This window comes from Geobacter metallireducens GS-15 (genome assembly GCF_000012925.1).
GTDB classification, from domain to species: domain Bacteria; phylum Desulfobacterota; class Desulfuromonadia; order Geobacterales; family Geobacteraceae; genus Geobacter; species Geobacter metallireducens.
In genome coordinates this window covers 1,005,086-1,024,902 of the sequence record NC_007517.1, presented here as the reverse complement: position 1 = coordinate 1,024,902, position 19,817 = coordinate 1,005,086, and the positions used below count along the sequence as shown (strand labels likewise).

Here is a 19,817-nt window from a genome sequence, read left to right as displayed (position 1 = left end):
TTCATTGTCGTAACGCTCCCACCCACGCAACACTCGTTAAGCCACCGTCAAATAACCGGACATCCGGTGAAATAGCTTACCCCTTCGCCGGAGCACCACACGAAAGAACTGGAGGCTGCTCAAAAAAACCTTTGTAATCATGCGCTTTTCCTCTATCCAGCGGGCCCACTGGCAGTAGTCTTTTCAACAGACTACCAATTAAATTGCAACCTTCGGACCCAAACAGAAAACTGATCAAAGCGCCGTTCCCGACGGTCTCAGGAGATGCATTCATGCGAGGCTTGAGGGGCTGTCTACCGGGAGGAGAGTACTAGAACATGAACCTGCGCATGCTGATATTGAGCAGCACTCCCACACCAATCATGGAGGTGATCATTGAGGTGCCGCCATAGGAGAAAAGCGGGAGGGGAACGCCGACAACCGGGAATACCCCGATTACCATGCCGATATTGATGATGGTATGCCAGAAGAGCATGGCCGTCACCCCGACGGCCATAAGGCTGCCGAATCGGTCGTTACACCTGCCGGCAATGTGGAGTCCCCAGAAAATGAGGAACAGGTAGAGAAGCAGCAGCGTCAGACACCCGATGAACCCCCACTCCTCGCCGAAAACCGAGAATGCGAAATCGGTGTGCTGTTCGGGGAGGAAACGGAGCTGGGTCTGGGTCCCGTGGGTAAACCCCTTGCCGAATATCCCCCCTGAACCGACTGCAATCTTGCTTTGGATGATATGGTAGCCCGATCCGAGCGGATCGCGTTCCGGATTGAGGAAGTTGAGGATTCTGTTTTTCTGGTAATCACGTAGGTAATAGCGCCATCCCAGGTAAATCGCGGGGACGGTTGCCGCAAGGCAGGCGACGAGGGTTGCCAAGCGGACTCCTACATAGGCAATCATGGAACAGGCAATGAGAATTATGACAATGGCAGTGCCCAGGTCGGGCTGCTTCATGATGAGGATTGCCGGTCCCCCCACGAACAACAGGGGATAGACGAGATCCCGCACGGTTAACCCGTCGACGGCCGGGTACCGTGAAAGGAACCGTGCGAGGGTCATAATCATGACCACCTTCATCGGTTCGGATGGTTGGATGCTGAAAAATCCGAGGTGAAGCCAGCGAGTGGCCCCCATGGATGTCTTTCCCATCAGCAGGACGGCAACCAGCACAACGCAGAGTAACCCGTAAAACCAGTAGGTAACGTCCTCCAGCAGATGGTAGTCGACACTGCAGGCGAGCACCACCAGGAACATGCCGGCAACGATCCAGTAGAACTGCTTGAGGTAATAGGGTGCCCCCACCAGGGTATAGGAAGCGGACGCACTGTAGATATTGACTATGCCCATGGCGCTGATGAGGAACACCAGCACCAGGAGAGTCCAGTCGAAATTGGTAAAAAGTCTGCGATCGATCATTGCTCTTGCTGTCCTTGCGACGCACTGCCGCCTTGCTCGGATGCCGGTGTTTCCTGCCCTGCCTGCTCTCCCGTCTCGCTGGGAACATCTTTCCTGACGGGTTTCCTGATGGATCCCTTTCCCTCGAAATAGGCCCTGAGGATGTTCCCCGCTATAGGAGCCGCTGCGGAGCCGCCGTGCTCGCCATGCTCAATAACCACGGCCACCGCCACTTCGGGTTTGTCGTAAGGGGCAAATGCGACGAAGAGGGCATGGTCCCGGTATTGATAGGGGATCCCCCCTCTGTTGTCACGGAGCTTCACCACCTGCGACGTACCGGTCTTACCCGCTACCTGCACCTGGTAGAGCCGCGCCCTGGCACCGGTCCCCCCGGGATCGTTGACGACGGCGGAAAGCCCCTCCTTTACCAGTCTGAAACTCCTGGCACTGATTCGTGGCCTGGCAATGACCTCCGGCTTGAACTCCTGGAGGGCCCTGCCGTCCTGGTCGATGATGCGTTTGACAAGGTGGGGACGGTAGACAACACCGTCGGTGGCGACGGTAGCAATCATTGACGCAAGCTGGATAGGCGTCATGAGAACGTACCCCTGGCCAATGGCAGCGGGAAGCGTATCCCCCTGGAGCCATTTCTTCTTGTGGCGTTTCTCCTTCCACTCCGAGGTGGGGATAAGCCCGCCCTTCTCGTTGTCCAGCCCGACCCCCATGGGGGAACCCATACCGAGCGCCCGGGCATAGGCTGCGATCTTGTTGATGCCGAGCCTTTCACCTAACTGGTAAAAATAGACATCGCACGACTCCTTGAGCGCACGCCTCAGATTCACCGTGCCGTGACCTTTTCGCTCCCAGCAGCCGAACTTGCTCGCGCCGAGGGTGTAGGTGCCTCTACAGACGACCGAGGTTTTCTCGTCGATGAGCCCTTCCTCAAGCCCCGCAAGGGCGGTAATGATCTTGAAGGTGGAGCCGGGGGGATACTGCCCCTTGAGGGCCTTGTTCTCCAGGGGGTGGCGTTTGTCCTCCAGGTACTCTTTCCACTTCTCGGGGGGCATCCGCCCGGTGAAGAGGGCGGGGTCGAAATCGGGATTACTGGCAAAGGCAAGAATATCCCCGGTGTTGACATCCATCACCACGGCCGCACCCGCCTGCTCGCCGAAACTCTGCTCGGTCCTTTTCTGGAGTTCCGCGTCGATGGTCAGAACGAGGCTCGAACCGACCGTGGGAGGAGTCTCGGAGAGAGTCCGCAGGATTCTGCCCCGGGCATCCACCTCGATCTGCCGGCCGCCATCCTTACCATGGAGAACCCGCTCCCAGTTGCGCTCAATACCGCTCTTACCGATGTAATCACCCGAATTATAACCGGCATAGGCATCGGACTTCAGCTCATCATCGGATACCTCGCCAAGATAGCCAAGGAGGTGTGAAGCGAGCACTCCCGCCTCGTACTGGCGCACCGGCTTGACCTCAATCTCAAGCCCCGGAAGCCAGAGACGTTTCTCCTCCAGCAGCTCAAGCTGGTCCCGGGTAATCCCCGAAGCGAGGACGATGGGATGGTACCGGGCCCTACCCTTGCCCTTTTCCCATTTTTCCAGGAGCTCGGCCCGGTCGATGTCGAGATATGCAGAGAGCTGGTCCAGGAGGGCATCGCGGTCCTTCACCTCCTGGGGAATAACGGCAACGCTGAACGAGGGGCGATTGCTGACGAGCACCGTGCCGTTGCGATCAAAGATGGTTCCCCGGGACGCCGCCACGGGAACAAGGCGGAGCCGGTTGCTTTCGGACTTGTTCTGAAAATCCTCGGCCTTGACAATCTGGAGATACCAGAGCCGGGTCAGGAGCAGAAAGAAGAGTGCGGCCACGAAGCATGACAGGATGATTATCTGCTTTTGCTTCCGGGGATCATTGGGCTGCCGGATGTAGGCCTTCCCGTTCATCGGGCCTCCCCAATCCGCGCAAGGGGGGGAACGGTGAAGATAACGGAGGCGACCAGGGCATTGACAAGGGCCTGGGGGACGAGGCTTTCGAGGAGGGTTGCGTAAATCCCCTGGGCTGAGGAGAAGAGAAAGAGCAGAAGCAGGTTCAGGAGGCCATTGACGATGGTTGAGGAAAAGACCCCGAGGATCATGAGCGAGCGCCGGTCGGTGAAGAGGCGGTCGGCCACCATGGTGAGCCCCAGAAAAATGATCAGGTAGGAAAAACCGTTCAGTCCCAGATAGAGACCGCTGAAACTGTCATGGATGAGGCCGAGAACGTAGGCGAGCGCCCCCCAGGCGACCCCCTCCCGCAGCCCCATGTAGACCACGAAAATAATCAGGAGGTTGGGCTTGAAGGGATCGGCAATATGCGCAGGAAAGAGGGTTACCTGCATGACGAGCGCCGCGAAGACAAGGATGGCGTACCAGAGGAACTTGATCATGGCGCCTTCTGCAAGAGAACGAGAACTTCCTCAAGCCTTGCCATATTCACGGCCGGACGAACGCTGATGGTCTGGAAGATGCCGTATTCTCCCTTCCTCACCATGGTCACTTCGCCGATGACGAGCCCCTTGGGGAAGATCCCCCCGATGCCGGAGGTCACAACCATGTCGCCGACCTTCACATCTTCCTCCCGGAGGGAGAATTCGAGGAAACAGAGACCGCCCCCCTTCCCCTTGACAACACCCCTGGCCCGGGAACGCTGGACCACCGAGGCTATGCCGCTGGCGGTGTCGGTGAGGAGCAACACGCGGGAACTCCCCGCCGCCACCTTGATCACCTGGCCCACCACGCCGTTGGCGGCCACCACCGGCATCCCTTCCTGGAGGCCGTCCACCGCCCCCCGGTTGATGACCAGGGTCTTGAACCAGGGGGAGCTGTCTTCACCGATCACCATGGCGGCCACCGACGGCGCCCGCTGGATCGCCTTCAGGTCCAGGAGCTGCCTCAACCGCATGTTCTCGTGGATTGCCTCCCGGTTCTCGATCAGGCGGGAGTTGAGGGTCTTCACCGACTCGCGCAGCTGCTTGTTCTCTGCCCGGACGTCAACCAGGTCGATGTAGTCATTCCAGACGCCGGAAAAAAAACCGCTGACACCGGCACCAACGTTGTGAACCGGCGCAAAGAGATCGATGACCATGCGTTCAAAGCCGCTTGCGTGCTCCCGATCCCGCAGGCTGAGGGAATAGAAGGCAAGGGCCGCCAGCAGGGCCGCGCCGGTCAGCAGGTGGAACCGGTATTTCCTGATCAGTTCGAGCATGGAGCGATGTTCTGGCCTCGGGAACCGCAAACGGTCCGTTCGGCCGAAAGATTCGAGGGTAGATCGGCATATCGCCGATCAAGGGCAACGGCTGTGACGTCCTTGATCAATCGAGCGTAAAGGGAGACCCCTCCACCTCTTCGTGCCGGATCTCGTCCACCGGCGATTTCTTCCCTTCGCCGGCATAGAGACGGTTCGGCGCGTTGAAAACGATCCCGTTCTCTCCGCCGACGTTCTTGTAGGCGTGGACCACGCCGGGAGGGACAATCATGGCAAGGGGGGCATCGATGCCGGCATAGATGGTCTGCTTGACCCCGAAAGTGGCAGAGGTGGGCCGGGCATCCCAGAGATAGACCTTGAAGTTGGAGGGACCGATAAAGCAGAACCAGTCGGTCTGGTCCACGTGCTCGTGGGGTCCCCGGGCTACCCCCGGCTGGGTCATGGAGAGATAGGCCATGGCCGGCATGGTGGCAGCATCGGTTTCATCGCTGCGGAACAGTTCGGCGAGCCACCCCCGCTCGTCGAGGAATTTCGTCAAGGGGCGCACCGCTACATCGTGAATCTTCCCTTTCTTGAACTCAGGAAAGTTTTGCATCGTCATGCCCTCCGCACAGGTTTGTTTCGTTATGGACCCGCACCAGGTATTCCCGGTACGAGGAGTTGGGAGTGGCGGCAATCACCTCCGCCATCTTGCGACAGTCGATATACCCCATCCTCAGGGCTATCTCTTCGAGACAGGCGATCTTGAGACCCTGCCGGGCCTCCAGGGTGCCGATGAAGTGGGATGCCTCCAGGAGACTCTGGTGGGTGCCGGTGTCGAGCCAGGCGATTCCCCGGCCGAGCTTTTCCACCATGAGTTCGCCCCGCCGCAGGTACTCCAGGTTCACGTCGGTGATCTCCAGCTCCCCCCGGGCGGAAGGGGCAAGATTGCGGGCGATCTCAGAAACCTTCCCGTCGTAGAGGTAGAGCCCTGGCACGGCGTAGTTGCTCTTGGGGGCAGCCGGTTTCTCCTCGATGCCGATGGCCTTGCCGGAACCGTCGAACTGCACCACCCCGTACCGTTCGGGGTCGTTCACGTAGTAGCCGAAGACAAGGGCGCCTCCGGCGAAATCGCGGATGGCCCGGTCGAGCCCCATCTTGCCGTAGAAGATGTTGTCGCCGAGGATGAGACAGACCGGATCGCCGGCAATGAACTCCTCCCCCACCAGGAATGCCTGGGCAATTCCCTTGGGCTCGGGCTGCACCTTGTAGGTGAGCCGGATCCCCCAGCGGGAGCCGTCGCCGAGGAGCGACTGGAAGCGGGGGGTGTCATGGGGGGTAGAGATGATGAGGATGTCACTGATCCCTGCCATCATGAGGGTGGCCAGGGGATAGTAGATCATCGGCTTGTCGTAGACCGGCTGCAACTGCTTGCTGGCAACGAGGGTAAGGGGATAGAGGCGGCTGCCGGCGCCGCCGGCGAGGATGATACCCTTCTTGATGGCCATTACGAACTCCATACCGGGGATTGAATCAAAATGGTCCTTCTGACAAGCGGTTATAGCACAGCAGGGAAAAGAGCGTCAAACCGTAACTCCCCCCTTCTGGGGCTGTCCATCATTCTTGGGTTCTTGCCAGAATCACCCGGGCCGCGGCAAGGAGGTCGTCGCAGACCGTCACGTCAGAGGGGACCTGTCCAGCCTCCGAAATACCGTAGCCGGTCCTGACCAGCAGGGGGCGGCAGCCGGCGGCGATACCCGCTTCCACGTCGGCCGCCTTGTCGCCGACGATCCAGGAGCGGGCAAGGTCTATGCCCAGATCCCGTGCCGCGGCGAGGAGCATGCCGGGAAGGGGCTTACGGCAGGCACACTCGGTGAGGTATGGGCCGATGCCGTGGCGGGGATGATGGGGGCAGAGATAGTAGGCGTCGATGGAGGCGCCGGCCTTTGCCAGCTCGTTGTCCACGAAGCGGTGGAGACGGTGGACCGCCGCCTCGTCGTAGTAGCCGCGGGCAACCCCCGACTGGTTGGTCACCACCACCACCAGAAATCCGGCTTCATTCAGGAGCCGGATCGCTTCCGGCGCCCCGGGGACGAACTCGAACTCCTCGGCCCGGTGGAGGTACTCCTTCTCCACGTTGATGGTGCCGTCCCGGTCAAGAAAGACGGCCGCGCGGCCCTCCTCACTCCTCACCATAGGCCCTCAGAATCTTATCGATGATGTTCGTGGTGGAGCGGCCATCCACGAAGGTCACGAGCTCGACCCTGCCGCCGTAGGACTCCACCACATCCTTCCCCACGACCCCTTCCGGCGTATAGTCTCCCCCCTTGACGAGGACCGCCGGCTTCAGGGTTTCGATGAGGCGCAGCGGGGTGTCCTCGTCGAAAATAACCACGTAGTCGATGCAGTCGAGGGCCGCCAGGATGTGGGCCCGCTCGGCCTCGTCGATGAGGGGACGCTTCTCCCCCTTGAGCCGGCGGACCGAGGCATCACTGTTGAGCCCCAGCACCAGAACGTCGCCATAGCTTTTTGCCTTCTGGAGATACTTTACGTGCCCCACGTGGAGGAGGTCGAAGCAACCGTTGGTGAAGACGATCTTCTTCCCCCTCGCCTTTTCCGCTTCGATGATCCCGGCCAGGCCGTCCAGGTTCTTGATCTTGGCATCGCTGTCGGAGTGCTGGAACCCCATGGAGCCGATAACCTCGGCGGGCGACACCGTGGAGGTTCCCACCTTCCCCACCGCTATCCCCGCCGCCACATTGGCGAGCCCTGCCGCATCGGCGAATCCGACCCCGCAGGCAAGGGCCAGCCCCAGTATTGCCAGCACCGTGTCGCCGGCGCCGGTCACGTCGAACACCTCCCGGGCGAAGGTGGGAATGTGGACCACGCCGCCGTCGCGCAGAAAGAGAGACATCCCCTCCTCGCTTCGGGTAATGACGAGGGCCGTGAGGTCGGCCGTTGCCAGAAGCCGCTCGCCGGCCCTGCAAAGGCTCGCCTCGTCGCGAATGGCGATCCCCGACGCTGCCTCGGCCTCCTTGCGGTTCGGGGTGAGGAGCGTGGCGCCCCGGTACTTGGTGTAATCGTTCCCCTTGGGATCCACCACCACCGGTATCTTCCGCTCCCGGGCAACGGCGATCACCGCGGCCAGAAGCGTCGGGGTGAGTACCCCCTTCAGGTAATCGGAGATGAGGATCACATTGAACCGGCTTCCCTGCTCCCGGAGGAAACCAACGATCTTCTCCTCGTAACCGGCCCCGATGGGATCGCGGGACTCCCGGTCGATCCGGACGATCTGCTGGTTGGCCGCCACCACGCGGGTCTTGCGGCTTGTGGTCCGCTGCGGGTCCTCAAAAACCCCCGACACGTCGACCCCCTTGCCGGAGAATGCATGGAGAAGGATCGTGCCGTTCTCGTCTCCCCCCACGACACTGGCGACGCTCACCCGGCACCCCAGGGCCACCAGGTTGTTGGCCACGTTGCCGGCGCCTCCGATGCGGACTTCCTCCCGGGTCACGTCGAGCACCTGCACCGGGGCCTCGGGGGATATGCGCTCGGCCCTTCCCCAGAGGTACTCGTCAAGCATCAGGTCGCCGATGACAAGGGCGTTGATATCCCGGGCATGGGCGAAGAGCGATTCGACGTTTTTGCGTTCCATGCGTCCTCTCTCCAAGGGCGCCCTCAGGGCGCCCCTCGTTCAGTTCAACCGGTCCAAGATCGCCGCGGCCAGAAGCGGAAGCATGATCTCGTGGTGGCCGGTTACGGTGTAGCCGCGCCCCTTTCCCGATGTGGGACGCTTCACCACGTTCTGGAGGGGGCGGTAGTGCTGCTGCATGTCGAAGTTGGCGGTGGAGAAGTGATCCACGTGGTGCCCCAGGTTCTGGGCGATGGAGAGGGCCTTGAGAAAGACCTCGGGGAGCAGCACGGCGCTTCCCACGTTGAGGTAGACCCCGCCGTCGCCGAGATCGGCCACCACAGAGGTGAGAAGCCGGAAGTCCCGGAAGGTGGCCTCGCCAATGACCGCGCCGTCGGCGGCCGGATGCTGGTGGATGATGTCGGTGCCGAGGGCCACGTGGACCGTGACGGGAATATCCCGCTCCACGCAGGTGGCCAGGAGGCTCCACTCCCGGAAGGGGTTCCCGTTGTCGATGATGAAACGCCCCACCGACTCGCCGTATCCCATCCCCCGGGCGATTCCCTCCTTCAGGGCCCGGTTGATGTCACGGCCGGTCTCCTCTGCCATACCAAAGGTGCCGCAGTGGAGAACCGCTCCCACGTCCTCGCTGGTCTCACCGATGAGCGACAGTTCGTAATCATGGATGGAACCGGCGCCGTTCAGGGCCACCGCCGTGATGGCGCCGGCCTCGATGAGCGTTTTCAGCACCGGTTGCAGGCCGCACTTGATTACGTGGGCGCCCATGGCGAGGATGACCGGCTTTCCCTTGGCCCGGGCATCAGCCACGGCATCGGCAACCCCGATGAGGGCCTCTCCTCCCAGTTGCCGCGGCAGCGAGCCCATAAGGTCGGCAACGCTCATCCCCGCGGAAACCGGGCCGGCGAAGTCGTTTTTGATGCTCACCTTGTTCTTCCGCTCGGCAAGGGGGTAGGTGGAAACTCCCGAAAGGTCGACGGGACGGTATTTCATTTGAACAACCCCTTCTCCACGAGATCGCAGACGATGTGGATGATGGTGATGTGCCCCTCCTGGATACGGGGGGTATCGCCGCTCGGAACGGTGACGTCGAGATCGACGATATCCTTGAGGGTCCCGCCGTCGCGCCCCAGGAGCCCCACGGTGATGCACCCCCGGTCATTGGCAAGGGCGAGGGCGTCGTACACGTTCCGGGACGAACCGCTCGTGGAAAGGCCGACAACCACATCCCCCTCGTCGGCCAGGGCCTCCACCTGGCGGCGGAAAACGGCGTCGAAGCCGTAATCATTGCCGATGGCGGTCAGGATCGAGGTGTCGGTGGTGAGGGCCACGGCCGGCAACCCCCGGCGCTCCATCTTGAAGCGGCCGACGATCTCGGCGGCAAAGTGCTGGGCATCGGCGGCAGAGCCTCCGTTCCCCATGACGAGGAGCTTCTTCCCGCCTTTCAGGGCGGCAACGAGCATCCCGGCAAAGGCGGCGATCCGCGGCGTCAGCTCCCGTTCCACCGCCTCCATCACCTCCCGGTGGGACCGGAGCTGGGTCATGATTTCCTCATTCATTGCATCCTCCTGGAAATCTGTATGATCTTCAAATTTATCCGAATCGCCCGGAGGTGTCACCCGGTTTCACTCAAGGGGATTCAGGGCGGTACAGGGACTCGTGCCGGCGCCGGATTTCATCCGCAAGCCAGCTGAAGGACCTGGCCCCCTCCACCCCTGGAATGGAGAGGCCGTCGACGCCGGCGACCGTTACCGTATCGCCGCGAACGGAAGCAAGTTTCCCGATGATTTTGCGAATTTCACCGGTGGCGAAGAAGCGGGGAAGAGGCGCCAGGGCGATGTTGCTGTGAAGGGGGGCGTGGCCGGTTTCCATGAGGGATTTGTGGAGCCCCGGGTGGAGAATGAGGGTAAAGCACTGCCCCATGCGGGCTCCCCGGAGGATGACGTCGAGCTTCCCATGAACCGCTTCGGGCTCGGCATCCTTGGGGAAATAGATGCAAAAGGCATCCTCCCGTCCCCACCGGGCGCGGCACGTTTCGGCGCTCCGCCGGACGGTCTCCTCCCTCCGGGCAACGGAGCCGAGGGGAACCTCTTCGGCATAGGTCACCACGGCCCCATCGAGGGCTAAGGTCAGAAACCCGTTTCTGAAGGCACGGCGGGAATAGTCCCTGAGGCACCAGGGACCACCGTCGAGCTCTTCGTCGAAGCCCCCCTGGCGTTCCACGAGCTCTCTCCGAACCATGGAGGCGGCAAAGGACCCATGGGACACCTCGGTGACCGGCCCGGCAGGTGGCGCGGCTTTCGGCCTTCGCCCCTGTCCGTCCTCAAGCTCCAGGCGCGGCACGATGATACCCGCATCGGGGCGGGAATCGGCCAACTCCACCATCGGCTCCAGCCACCCCCTTGTCACCAGGGTTGTGTTCTGCATAACGACCGCATAGGGAGCTTCCACCTGGGCGAGACTGCGGTTCACTGCCCTGACGAAGCCCTGATTGGCGCTGGTCTTCAGGAAGAGCGCACGCTCCCCGAGAATCTCGGAGAACTCTTCCAGAAGCCGTTCGGTTTCCCGGTCGCTGCCGTTGTCAATGAGAATGAGGCGGGCGGAAGGGGTGGTCTCCATGAGGGTGACCAGGCAGTTGCGAGTTTCAACGGGCCGGTTCCAGATGGGAATGAGTATGTCGACAGTGAAGGGTGTCATGGGAATCGTCACGCCTGCGGGTAGCATGGTGAACTGCGGGTCGGAAAACGAGCAAACCGCATGGACGGCCTGTCGACGGGGAAGTCAGTTCTTCCCGGCGACGCGTCATCCATGCGGCTTCTTATAACGGGCCTGTCCGCGGCGCTTCTCCCGCACGGCGGACAGGGGTCGAATCAGGACGAGACGGCAACCCGGCGAAGGAGGTTGAGTTCGTCGAGGACCTTGCCGGAACCGAGAACAACACAGGAAAGGGGATCCTCGGCGGTCACGACCGGTAGTCCCGTCTCCTCGCGGAGCAGCGCATCCAGGTTGCGGAGCAGGGCCCCGCCGCCGGCCAACACGATCCCCTTGTCAACGATATCGGCGGCAAGCTCGGGCGGGGTCCGTTCGAGGCAGATCTTCACCGCATCCACGATGGCATTGACCGGTTCGGAGAGGGCATCGCGGATCTCGTCGGAATTGATCTCCACCGTCTTCGGGATACCGGAAACCAGGTCGCGCCCCTTCACCTCCATGGGACGCACGTCCCCGATGGAGTAAGCCTCGCCAATCTCGATCTTGATGAGTTCAGCGGTCCGGTCGCCGATGAGGAGGTTGTACTTGCGCTTGATGTACTGGACGATCGCCTCGTCCATCTTGTCGCCACCCACCCGGACGCTCTTCGTGTAGACAATGCCTGCCAGGGAGATGACCGCCACCTCGGTGGTGCCGCCGCCGATGTCGACAATCATGTTGCCGGAGGCCTCGGTGATCGGCAGCCCCGCCCCGATGGCAGCCGCCATGGGCTCCTCGATGAGGTAGACTTCCCGGGCGCCTGCGGACTCGGCAGACTCCTTGACGGCCCGCTTCTCCACCTGGGTGATCCCCGAAGGGACGCAGATGACGATCCGCGGCCGGACCAGAGTCTTGCGGTTGTGGACTTTGTGAATGAAGTAGCGGAGCATTTCCTCGGTGATGTCGAAGTCGGCGATGACCCCGTCCTTCATGGGGCGGATGGCGGTGATGCTTCCCGGTGTCCGGCCGAGCATCTTCTTGGCCTCCATGCCGACGGCAAGCACCTTCTGCTGGCCGCTGTTCGTCTTCTGCACGGCAACCACCGACGGCTCGCGGACCACAATACCCTTCCCCTTCAGGTAGACGAGAGTATTGGCTGTTCCGAGGTCAATTGCCAGATCGTTCGAGAAAAGACCGAAGAGGGCGTCGAATATTTTAAGCATGCGCTAATCCCTTTCATAGTGCGCGAAAGTGAGCTTTTTCGAAGCGTTGCATCGTAGCAGAAACCCCCTGGGCATGCAAGGGGGAAAAGCTTGACCGGGAGTATTCAATGTTGCTTTTGCAAGGCAGGTTATAGTACTATGCGAACCCGTTGTTTCAGGGGTTACGGCACCGATTTCCCTCACGCAAAGGAGTCCTCGCGAATGCTCGGCATCATGCGAAAGTACAAGCAGTCCATCGTCATCAAGGTGGTCTTCGGCCTCATCGTCCTCAGCTTCATCGGCACCATTTTTCTTGTCTGGGGCAAGGGTGACGGGGGACTCACCCCGTCGAGTTATGCCGTCAAGGTGGATCGCACCAAGGTCAGTTACGAAGAATTCCAGCGAACCTACTACCGTCTGCGCGACATCTACACCCAGATTTACGGTCCGGCCCTCACTCCCGAGGTGGAGAAGCAGCTCAACCTGAAGAAACAGGCCCTGGACTCCCTCATCGATGCGGCGCTGTTGCGGAAGGCCGCCAAAGACATGGGGGTAAAGGTATCCGAAGAAGAGGTGCAGAAGGCCATCGCCGCCATCCCCGCGTTCCAGAAAAACGGCGCCTTTGACTCCGCCCAGTACTTCGCCGTCCTCAAGGCGAACCGGCTCGCTCCCAAGGAGTTCGAGGCGGGCCAGAAGGACGAGCTCATGGTGAAAAAGGCCCAGGACCAGATCAAGGCGAAGGTCCAGGTCACCGATGATGCGGCGCGGCAGCTCTACAAAAAAAGGAACGACCGGCTCAATCTCCAGTTCACCTCCTTTTCGCCGGAAGAGCTCAAGGGGGAGATCAAACTCTCCGACCAGGAACTCACCGACTTCCTCGCCAAGAACCAGAATGAGTTCAAGACTCCAGAGCAGATAAGCGTCTCCTACGTCCTGGCCGACCCGGCCAAGCTAGCAGGAAAGGTGGAGGTTACCGAGGCCGACATCCAGTCCTGGTACCAGAAGAACATCGACCGCTACCAGGGCAAGGGAGGCATCCTCCCCCTGGCCGAGGTCAAGGAGCAGGTGAAGGCCGACGCCCAGCGTTTCTATGCGGGTCAGAAGGCCTACGAGCTTGCCGCTGCCTCCGTGAACAAGCATAAGACCGCAGGGGATCTGGCCGCCGTGGCCCGGGAACTGGGAGTGGCCGTCAGCGAAACCCCGCTCTTTACCGCAAAAGCTCCCGCACCGGCCCTGGCCGGCGAGAAAGAAGTGCTCACGCGGGCATTCCTCCTCAAGCAGAATGAGTTGGGCGGCCCGGTGGAGACCCCCAAGGGGATCTACATCCTGAAGCTCAAGGAGCGCAAACCCTCCGACGTGCCGCCGCTGGCCCAGATTCGCGCGAAGGTCGAAGAAAGGGCCAAGGCCGTCAGGGCGGTGGAACTCGCCAAGAAGAAGGCCGAGGAGGCCCAGGCGAAGCTCGCCAAGGGAGACACGGCCGGCCTCAAGCTGCAGGAGACCGGAAGCTTTGCCTTTGACGCCAAGGGGAACGTTCCGGTGATCGGGACATCGCCCGAACTCATGGAAGCGGCCTTCACGCTGACCGACAAGGCCCCCGCCCCCCAGGCTCCCGTCAAGATCGGCAACCGCTGGGTCGCCTTCAGGCTCAAGGAGCGCACCGAGCTGAACGCTGCCGCCTTCCCGGCCGAGAAGGAAAAGATCAAGCAGGAACTCCTCCCGAAAAAGCAGGAGGAAGAGTTGCAGAAGTGGCTCAAGGAGCTGCGCGCGAAGGCGAAGATCGAGATCAACCCTGCCCTCAAGGATCAGTAGCGGGCACTATCACACGATTTACGAAAAAGGAGACTGAGCCATGGCAAACCTGGTCCTCAAAACCGACTTCCCCGATCTGAAGCTTGTGGCCCGCGGCAAGGTCCGCGACATCTATGACCTGGGCGAAGCATTGCTGATCGTTACCACCGACCGGATTTCCGCCTTCGACGTCATCATGAACGAGGGGATCCCGGACAAGGGGTACGTCCTCACCCAGATCTCCGCCTTCTGGTTCCGCCAGATGGAGGACATCATCCCGAACCACATCATCTCCACCGAGGTAAAGGACTTCCCGGCCGAGTGCCAGAAGTACGCCGCCGACCTGGAAGGGCGCTCCATGCTGGTCAAGAAGGCGAACCCCCTCCCGGCGGAGTGCATCGTGCGGGGCTACATCTCCGGCTCCGGGTGGAAGGACTACAAGGCCACCGGTTCCATCTGCGGCATCAAGCTCCCGGCAGGGCTCGTGGAATCCGACAAGCTGGAGGAGCCGATCTTCACCCCCTCCACCAAGGCCGAGCTCGGCACCCACGACGAGAACATCTCCTTCGACAGGATGGTCGAAATGATGGGGAAGGAACTGGCCGGGAAGGTGCGCGACGTCACCATCGCCATCTACAAGCGGGCCCGGGACATCGCCGACGCCAAGGGGATCATCATTGCCGACACCAAGTTCGAATACGGCATTTACAACGGCGAACTGATCATCATCGACGAGTGCATGACCCCCGACTCATCCCGCTTCTGGCCCAAGGACAGCTACAAGCCGGGCGGGGCGCAGCCCTCCTTCGACAAGCAGTTCCTGCGGGACTACCTGGAGACCCTCGACTGGAACAAGACCGCTCCGGCCCCGCCGCTCCCCGCCGAGATCGTCAAGAAGACTGGCGAAAAATACATGGAGGCCCTGGTGCGGCTCACGGGGAAAGGGAAGTAATCGCCAACTCCGATTCAAACCGGTACGCTCCCGACACACGAAAGCCCCGACCTTTTCAGGCCGGGGCTTTTTTCATTTCCTCCGCGATTCGCCGTCGTTCAGGTAATCCCCCAGCACCCCGCGGCTGTGCTCGTCATCGTGGCACCAGACGCAGAGATTCTCCCAGTTGCTCCCGTCGGGGGGATTATTGAGATGGTTCCCATCCCGGTGATGCACTGTGAGGAGATGGAGGTTTGCGAGATCGAACTCGCGGCCGCACTTGGCGCAGATCCAGCCGTGGATTTTCAACGACTGCTCCCGGTAGCTGCCGGAAGCGCTCTGCTCCCCCCGCATCCGCCGCACCATCTCGTCAAGTTCTGCCTGGCTCTTTTCGGCCGGCTTTCCCGATCGGCGGGGTCTAAACGTCTGTCCCATGGCTTTCACTTCCCGGCAAATGGGCCTTTTCAAAATAGAGAGGGACGATCCCCCTTTTCTTCTCTATTTGTTGTGCCCCTTCCCTCTTCCCTTCCCTTTGCCGTAGTCATCCCTTTGCTCCCACGTGCTGCCCGGCCTTCCGGTCAGGGCGAAATCTCCCCTCTTGAGGGCGTGGAACTCGGCCGAACCGGGCTTGATGCCGAGACTTCTGGCAATCACGCCCCATCCCTTTCCCCGATTGGACTGATAGGTCTGGAGTACCCTCTGGTATGGTTGATGGGTCATCTGGCCCAACTGGTAGATCATGAAGGCATCGGCCGGCTCCTTCACCGTGCCCAGGGTGGCACTCACCTGAACGCCGGGCACGCCGAACTGGGCGCTCAGCCTGCCGGCAAAGCCGCTCATGTCGGCACGGGCCTGCACGTTGAGGTTGCCGAGAAAGTAGTCAAGACCACCGGCAGCCAGGGCAGCAGTAGCAGTGAAGGTCAGCGCAAGCAGGAACAGAACGATTTTTTTCATGGAAGTCCTCCGTAGTGTATTTGCCCAAAGGCAAGTAATAGACTACCACAAAAAAACCCCCGCCGAAGCGGGGGCTTTTTATGCAGGATATGGCAGAAGTTACGGACGGGCTGCCACGCCTGTTGTTGCGTCGGCCCTAAACCAGGCAGCTGCTTCTGGATATGCCGCAACATCGGCAGGACTGAGAGTGATGGTGCCATCGAATGTGCCGTTATCAAGCCAATCCAGGGAGTCGAAAATCAAACGCTTGACATACTTACGATTGTGGGCGTAGCCGCCCGGCTCGTCTGAAGTAAGGAACGAGTTCTGCCATGCACCGTAGTCGTTGGCTGCAAGACCTGCGATATAAGCAGTGGTGCCACTAGACGGAATTACGATCCCCTTGGCCGTCAGTTTGGCTTTCAGCAAGTTGCCGGCTTGCTGGTAACCGGCCGACTCCTCTTCGAGTTTTGCCGGGGTCAAGGCATATGTACCGGCATGGCAGGCATTACAGGTAGCGATAGTGTTGATTGCAGTGATTGCACCATTGGAATCCTTCGTTACGACACCGAAGGTGTGACCCTTTGTGCTCTTCATGTGACAACTGACGCACGGCCCGGAACCATCAGTCATGCCAATAGTGTCATGTTTAAAGCCAGCATACACATAATTCTGTCCGGCAAACTCATAACCAACGTGGGTCTTCGCGCTGAACAATACTGCGCCGGCAACAGCGTGGTGGAATGTAGAGCCATTTCTCGTCGGCCTTGCGGATTGCATATTGCCGCGGCCAGAGTGACATACGAGACAAAGATTGGAGTCCCCTGCATCATCCAGTGTGATGGCGGCAGCTGCATAGGTGTACTCAAGGGTCTGTGCCCCCGGAGTACGCCTTGCCCAGCTGTAGTCGCTATGGCAGGCCGAACACATTATGGCTTCGTTTTTCTTGTTATTGCTCAGGAACGGAGCAGTACCACCAGCGATGACGTGCTTGTAACCCGAAGTTGTATGGCACTTGGCGCAGGCGTCACGGCTGGCTGTCGTCCAGGGATAGTGGGAGTTGACGCTGCTGGCACTGGCGTTACCAGCTACATACTCGACACTGCCATGGCCTGACTCAGCCCAGTCCCTGTTGTACTGGATAAGAGAAGTTGTATCGTGGGGATTGTGGCACTGGCGGCACTGCACGCCGGCGGCATCGGTCTGGCTCACGTATTGGGCCGCGAGGCTGGTGGTGTAGTTGGCGAAGTGCGGATATGCCAGCGATGCGACCGTGTGGCAGGTGGCGCACTGGGTATCCTGAACTGCTTTAACAATAGTGCCGCCGTCAGGGTGACCGCTGTTGGTGTGGCAGTCGGTACAGGCTGCGCCGGATCTGGTGTTGTGCGCAGACTTTTTCCACTCTTCAACGATAAGGGCACCGGTGACCGGTGAGGTCTTGTTCGTTGCGTGGCAGCTGATACAGCCAGCCGACGCCTGGAAGGAAGCACTCTGCTGATCGATGGCGCTTTCGCGATTGCTGCTACCGCAGCCGTACAGGCCAACCATGGCCGCTGTTCCCAGCAAAAGAGTCAGACTTTTAGACAACTTCATGTGGCATACCTCCTTGTTGTGGTGTGAGACTAGAGGGTGTGGCACTTCCGGCAGGACCGGTCGCTACGATCGATGATGTTGCCACCCTTAAAGTTTCTGGGGTGCGGGCTGATGCCGGTACCGCCCTTGCCGCTGGTGGCGTGGCATTTCAGGCAGACATCGCCGTCAGGGTGACAGGTCTGGCATGACTGGAGGTTCCTGCGGGCCTCGGTGGCATGCTCGCTGTTCCAGATGAAAGTCTGGGTGGTGCCGCTCCTCAGGTGCGACTTGATCCGCAGGGACCCCTTCGGGAACCGGCTGTGGCACTCGTTGCAGTAGGACGGCTCGTGGCAGCGGTTGCAGCTCTGGGGATTGTCCAGGGCCTTGATCGGGTGGATGCTGATGAAATCCGTCCGGTGGCTCTTGGGTACATAGTCACGCTGATAGTTGCGGGTCGACAGCTTGGCATCTATCCCGCCCCCCTTGTGACAGTCGAGGCAGAACTGCTGGGTGTGGCACTGGTAGCAGTTGCTTCCCGCCTTGCCGGCAAGAACCCGGTGCCCACGGAGCCAGTCCGTGTCATGGTTCGGGGCAACCCCCTCTCCCTTGTGGCACGAATTGCAGTCGGCGATGGGGGTCGAAGCGTACTCCTTGTGCGACATCTTGTCAGCCAACGCCATTTGAACTGAGAAGGTCGACGCCGCGAGGAGCAGTAGTGCGATTAACCATTTCTTCACGGATTCTCCCCCTTTCTAGAAATCGTAGTCAAAGACGAAGCGTCCTTGCGTGTCGTTCTCGTACCTGGCATTCACGTTGTTTTCCACGCGCAGCGAGGCGGTCATGCTCTTGGCCAGTTTGTACTTGCCGCCGAGCCAGTAGGTCCGGGCGATCTCATCGTTGTTCATGACATCACGCTTGTAGACGTCATAGCCGAGGCCGCCGGCTACCTGAAGGCTCTTTGTTACATCATAGAATGCATCGACCAGAACGCCGTTGGTCTTGCCGTTGTAGCCCTGGTTGTTGTCGAACTCGACATTGATCAGCAGCGGCTCGAAGGGCCGCACGCCGGTCCCGAGATGATAGATATGACCACGCCCGCCTTCCCCGAACCACTGGGAGGTGTACCCGCCGTTGACGGATACCATGTCATTGAAGGTGTAGTCGGCGCGGAAAACCGCCTCCTGGTAGCGGTCAACGGCGAAAACCGAATAGATCGACGTAGTGTCGAAGGTCGGATAGCTCTGATACCACTCGCCGGTGAAGACCAGGTTGCTGAGCGGATAGTACTTAACGCCTGCAAGCACTTCGTTGAATGTTTCCGAAACCAGGTCGAATCTCGTGTTGCCGTACAGCCGGACACTGTTGAACAGGTACTGCTTGAAGCTCGCCCCGAGGGTGTCGCGGGCGATGTCCCACTGGTCCCACTTCCGGAGCCAGCTCACCTCAAGATCGGTATTCTTGAACCCCTGAAGGTAGGCAGCGGCGCCAAAAGCGAGATCGCCGCCGTGACCGGACTCGTTGTCCAGGCCGAAGATGACGTTGCGACCGCCGTACACGGACAATGCGACGGGACCGACATTTTTGAGATCAATCTGGCCGCCGTCGATAATGGCCGATCCCGCTGCCTGGTTGATAAACTGCCGTCCCAGCCGGATGTCGACCTTGTCGTACAGATCGCGATACTCGCCATAGAGGTAGTAGAGCCTGCTGTTGAATCCTTCGCCGTTGTTCAGGTCCTGAGTGATCCTACCGTAACCGTAGATCGAGGCCTTTCCCTCTTTGTCGAGGTTCGTGACCGACAGGCGCAGGTACTCACCAAGCTCAACCTGTTTCTTGTCGTTATAATAGTTGTTGAACCAGGAGAGTTGAGTCGAGCTTCTGCCGTGGATCTCGGCCGCAAGACCGCTCGATGCGCTGAGGACGCCGGCCAGCAGGAGCAGGCGGGTAAACCCTTTGATTCCCATTCAGTGGACCTCCTTTCTCTCAAAATCTGCAACATCACAATTTGCGAACCCGGTTGGCCCCTCTCACCTCCTTCGATCCGGTGTTCGCCCTCTTGAATCGATTCAAGCTGAATGTTCCGTTCAACAGCCGCCCTGCGTTGCAACCAAGGTGCAGGCCGCTAATTTACACGAGTAGACAAAAAAATGACCGCTCGCCGGCACTCAGTTATTAATGAAGCAAAAACGACGCCACGTTCACACAGACAGAATGAGAATTTAAACGATTGTTCGACAAGGAGAGGTTGCGCTCAGGAATGGTTGAAAGGGGCAGAGGGGGAAACAACACTAAAACGATAATAATACCCATCACTTTGGCCAAAGAGAATAGATCAGGAACGTTCGTCACTAGAACTTTATAGTTTTATTGCAATAACTCTATATCAAAGAAGTCAAATGTCTAAATACATTATATTTTTTGACAGTGCCTGAC

19 protein-coding genes are annotated in these 19,817 nt (G+C 60.1%); 2 read left to right on the top strand and 17 right to left on the bottom strand.

Annotated elements, in window-relative coordinates; all coding sequences use genetic code 11:
• Positions 1 to 310 precede the first annotated feature (310 nt).
• From rodA to GMET_RS04595, 12 genes are all read right to left on the bottom strand, one after another.
• Positions 311 to 1,411 carry a rod shape-determining protein RodA gene (gene rodA / locus GMET_RS04650; RefSeq protein WP_004513959.1) on the bottom strand — a complete coding sequence of 367 codons (1,101 nt, stop codon included), beginning with the start codon at positions 1,409 to 1,411 and terminating at the stop codon, positions 311 to 313.
• The gene (mrdA, locus tag GMET_RS04645; RefSeq protein ID WP_004513958.1) at positions 1,408 to 3,339 is read right to left on the bottom strand and encodes a penicillin-binding protein 2; all 1,932 of its coding nucleotides are present in this window, start codon (positions 3,337 to 3,339) and stop codon (positions 1,408 to 1,410) included. Before mrdA ends, rodA begins: the two co-directional genes overlap by 4 nt.
• Entirely contained in the window at positions 3,336 to 3,821 is a 486-nt protein-coding gene (mreD, locus tag GMET_RS04640) for a rod shape-determining protein MreD (RefSeq protein WP_004513957.1), read from the bottom strand. The genes mrdA and mreD overlap by 4 nt, the downstream gene beginning before the upstream one ends.
• Positions 3,818 to 4,639, bottom strand: a complete 822-nt coding sequence (mreC, locus tag GMET_RS04635) for a rod shape-determining protein MreC (protein ID WP_004513956.1) — start codon at positions 4,637 to 4,639, stop codon at positions 3,818 to 3,820. The genes mreD and mreC overlap by 4 nt, the downstream gene beginning before the upstream one ends.
• A 106-nt stretch (positions 4,640 to 4,745) precedes the next feature.
• Entirely contained in the window at positions 4,746 to 5,234 is a 489-nt protein-coding gene (locus GMET_RS04630) for a dTDP-4-dehydrorhamnose 3,5-epimerase family protein (protein ID WP_004513955.1), read from the bottom strand.
• The gene (rfbA, locus tag GMET_RS04625; protein WP_004513954.1) at positions 5,218 to 6,126 is read right to left on the bottom strand and encodes a glucose-1-phosphate thymidylyltransferase RfbA; all 909 of its coding nucleotides are present in this window, start codon (positions 6,124 to 6,126) and stop codon (positions 5,218 to 5,220) included. Before rfbA ends, GMET_RS04630 begins: the two co-directional genes overlap by 17 nt.
• Before the next feature lie 109 nt (positions 6,127 to 6,235).
• The gene (gene gmhB, locus GMET_RS04620) at positions 6,236 to 6,814 is read right to left on the bottom strand and encodes a D-glycero-beta-D-manno-heptose 1,7-bisphosphate 7-phosphatase (protein WP_004513953.1); all 579 of its coding nucleotides are present in this window, start codon (positions 6,812 to 6,814) and stop codon (positions 6,236 to 6,238) included.
• A complete protein-coding gene (rfaE1, locus tag GMET_RS04615; RefSeq protein WP_004513952.1) occupies positions 6,801 to 8,273 on the bottom strand; it encodes a D-glycero-beta-D-manno-heptose-7-phosphate kinase in 1,473 nt (490 codons plus the stop codon). The genes gmhB and rfaE1 overlap by 14 nt, the downstream gene beginning before the upstream one ends.
• Before the next feature lie 39 nt (positions 8,274 to 8,312).
• Entirely contained in the window at positions 8,313 to 9,260 is a 948-nt protein-coding gene (locus GMET_RS04610; protein WP_004513951.1) for a hypothetical protein, read from the bottom strand.
• On the bottom strand, positions 9,257 to 9,826 hold the full coding sequence (locus tag GMET_RS04605; protein WP_004513950.1) for a D-sedoheptulose 7-phosphate isomerase: 570 nt from the start codon (positions 9,824 to 9,826) through the stop codon (positions 9,257 to 9,259). Before GMET_RS04605 ends, GMET_RS04610 begins: the two co-directional genes overlap by 4 nt.
• Before the next feature lie 70 nt (positions 9,827 to 9,896).
• Positions 9,897 to 10,964, bottom strand: coding sequence for a glycosyltransferase family 2 protein (locus tag GMET_RS04600; protein ID WP_011365745.1), 1,068 nt, complete (start codon positions 10,962 to 10,964; stop codon positions 9,897 to 9,899).
• Between the two features lie 173 nt (positions 10,965 to 11,137).
• A complete protein-coding gene (locus GMET_RS04595) occupies positions 11,138 to 12,172 on the bottom strand; it encodes a rod shape-determining protein (RefSeq protein ID WP_420794816.1) in 1,035 nt (344 codons plus the stop codon).
• Positions 12,173 to 12,382: 210 nt separating this feature from the next.
• On the opposite strand from GMET_RS04595, the gene GMET_RS04590 reads away from it, so the two are divergent.
• Complete coding sequence (locus tag GMET_RS04590) at positions 12,383 to 13,969, top strand: peptidylprolyl isomerase (protein WP_004513947.1); 1,587 nt, start codon at positions 12,383 to 12,385, stop codon at positions 13,967 to 13,969.
• A gap of 40 nt (positions 13,970 to 14,009) precedes the next feature.
• Positions 14,010 to 14,900: a phosphoribosylaminoimidazolesuccinocarboxamide synthase gene (locus GMET_RS04585; protein ID WP_004513946.1), complete on the top strand. Its 891-nt coding sequence runs from the start codon at positions 14,010 to 14,012 to the stop codon at positions 14,898 to 14,900.
• Between the two features lie 72 nt (positions 14,901 to 14,972).
• On the opposite strand, the gene GMET_RS04580 is transcribed toward GMET_RS04585, so the two are convergent.
• The 5 genes from GMET_RS04580 to GMET_RS04560 form a co-directional block, all read right to left on the bottom strand.
• Positions 14,973 to 15,314, bottom strand: coding sequence for a YajD family HNH nuclease (locus GMET_RS04580; protein ID WP_004513945.1), 342 nt, complete (start codon positions 15,312 to 15,314; stop codon positions 14,973 to 14,975).
• Positions 15,315 to 15,377: 63 nt separating this feature from the next.
• Entirely contained in the window at positions 15,378 to 15,833 is a 456-nt protein-coding gene (locus GMET_RS04575; protein WP_004513944.1) for a hypothetical protein, read from the bottom strand.
• A 99-nt stretch (positions 15,834 to 15,932) separates the two neighbouring features.
• A complete protein-coding gene (locus GMET_RS04570) occupies positions 15,933 to 17,405 on the bottom strand; it encodes a hypothetical protein (protein ID WP_004513943.1) in 1,473 nt (490 codons plus the stop codon).
• 29 nt (positions 17,406 to 17,434) lie between these two features.
• Positions 17,435 to 18,121 (bottom strand): hypothetical protein, encoded by a 687-nt coding sequence (locus GMET_RS04565; RefSeq protein ID WP_004513942.1) that lies wholly within the window; start codon positions 18,119 to 18,121, stop codon positions 17,435 to 17,437.
• A gap of 15 nt (positions 18,122 to 18,136) precedes the next feature.
• Positions 18,137 to 19,348 carry a hypothetical protein gene (locus GMET_RS04560; RefSeq protein ID WP_004513941.1) on the bottom strand — a complete coding sequence of 404 codons (1,212 nt, stop codon included), beginning with the start codon at positions 19,346 to 19,348 and terminating at the stop codon, positions 18,137 to 18,139.
• Between the last annotated feature and the right edge of the window lie 469 nt (positions 19,349 to 19,817).

Bases quoted from the DNA above. Each gene is read 5' to 3' on its own strand.
- rodA (WP_004513959.1), bottom strand. From the start codon at position 1,411: ATGATCGATCGCAGACTTTTTACCAATTTCGACTGGACTCTCCTGGTG.
- mrdA (WP_004513958.1), bottom strand. From the start codon at position 3,339: ATGAACGGGAAGGCCTACATCCGGCAGCCCAATGATCCCCGGAAGCAA.
- mreD (WP_004513957.1), bottom strand. From the start codon at position 3,821: ATGATCAAGTTCCTCTGGTACGCCATCCTTGTCTTCGCGGCGCTCGTC.
- mreC (WP_004513956.1), bottom strand. From the start codon at position 4,639: ATGCTCGAACTGATCAGGAAATACCGGTTCCACCTGCTGACCGGCGCG.
- GMET_RS04630 (WP_004513955.1), bottom strand. From the start codon at position 5,234: ATGCAAAACTTTCCTGAGTTCAAGAAAGGGAAGATTCACGATGTAGCG.
- rfbA (WP_004513954.1), bottom strand. From the start codon at position 6,126: ATGGCCATCAAGAAGGGTATCATCCTCGCCGGCGGCGCCGGCAGCCGC.
- gmhB (WP_004513953.1), bottom strand. From the start codon at position 6,814: ATGGTGAGGAGTGAGGAGGGCCGCGCGGCCGTCTTTCTTGACCGGGAC.
- rfaE1 (WP_004513952.1), bottom strand. From the start codon at position 8,273: ATGGAACGCAAAAACGTCGAATCGCTCTTCGCCCATGCCCGGGATATC.
- GMET_RS04610 (WP_004513951.1), bottom strand. From the start codon at position 9,260: ATGAAATACCGTCCCGTCGACCTTTCGGGAGTTTCCACCTACCCCCTT.
- GMET_RS04605 (WP_004513950.1), bottom strand. From the start codon at position 9,826: ATGAATGAGGAAATCATGACCCAGCTCCGGTCCCACCGGGAGGTGATG.
- GMET_RS04600 (WP_011365745.1), bottom strand. From the start codon at position 10,964: ATGACACCCTTCACTGTCGACATACTCATTCCCATCTGGAACCGGCCC.
- GMET_RS04590 (WP_004513947.1), top strand. From the start codon at position 12,383: ATGCTCGGCATCATGCGAAAGTACAAGCAGTCCATCGTCATCAAGGTG.
- GMET_RS04585 (WP_004513946.1), top strand. From the start codon at position 14,010: ATGGCAAACCTGGTCCTCAAAACCGACTTCCCCGATCTGAAGCTTGTG.
- GMET_RS04580 (WP_004513945.1), bottom strand. From the start codon at position 15,314: ATGGGACAGACGTTTAGACCCCGCCGATCGGGAAAGCCGGCCGAAAAG.
- GMET_RS04575 (WP_004513944.1), bottom strand. From the start codon at position 15,833: ATGAAAAAAATCGTTCTGTTCCTGCTTGCGCTGACCTTCACTGCTACT.
- GMET_RS04570 (WP_004513943.1), bottom strand. From the start codon at position 17,405: ATGAAGTTGTCTAAAAGTCTGACTCTTTTGCTGGGAACAGCGGCCATG.
- GMET_RS04560 (WP_004513941.1), bottom strand. From the start codon at position 19,348: ATGGGAATCAAAGGGTTTACCCGCCTGCTCCTGCTGGCCGGCGTCCTC.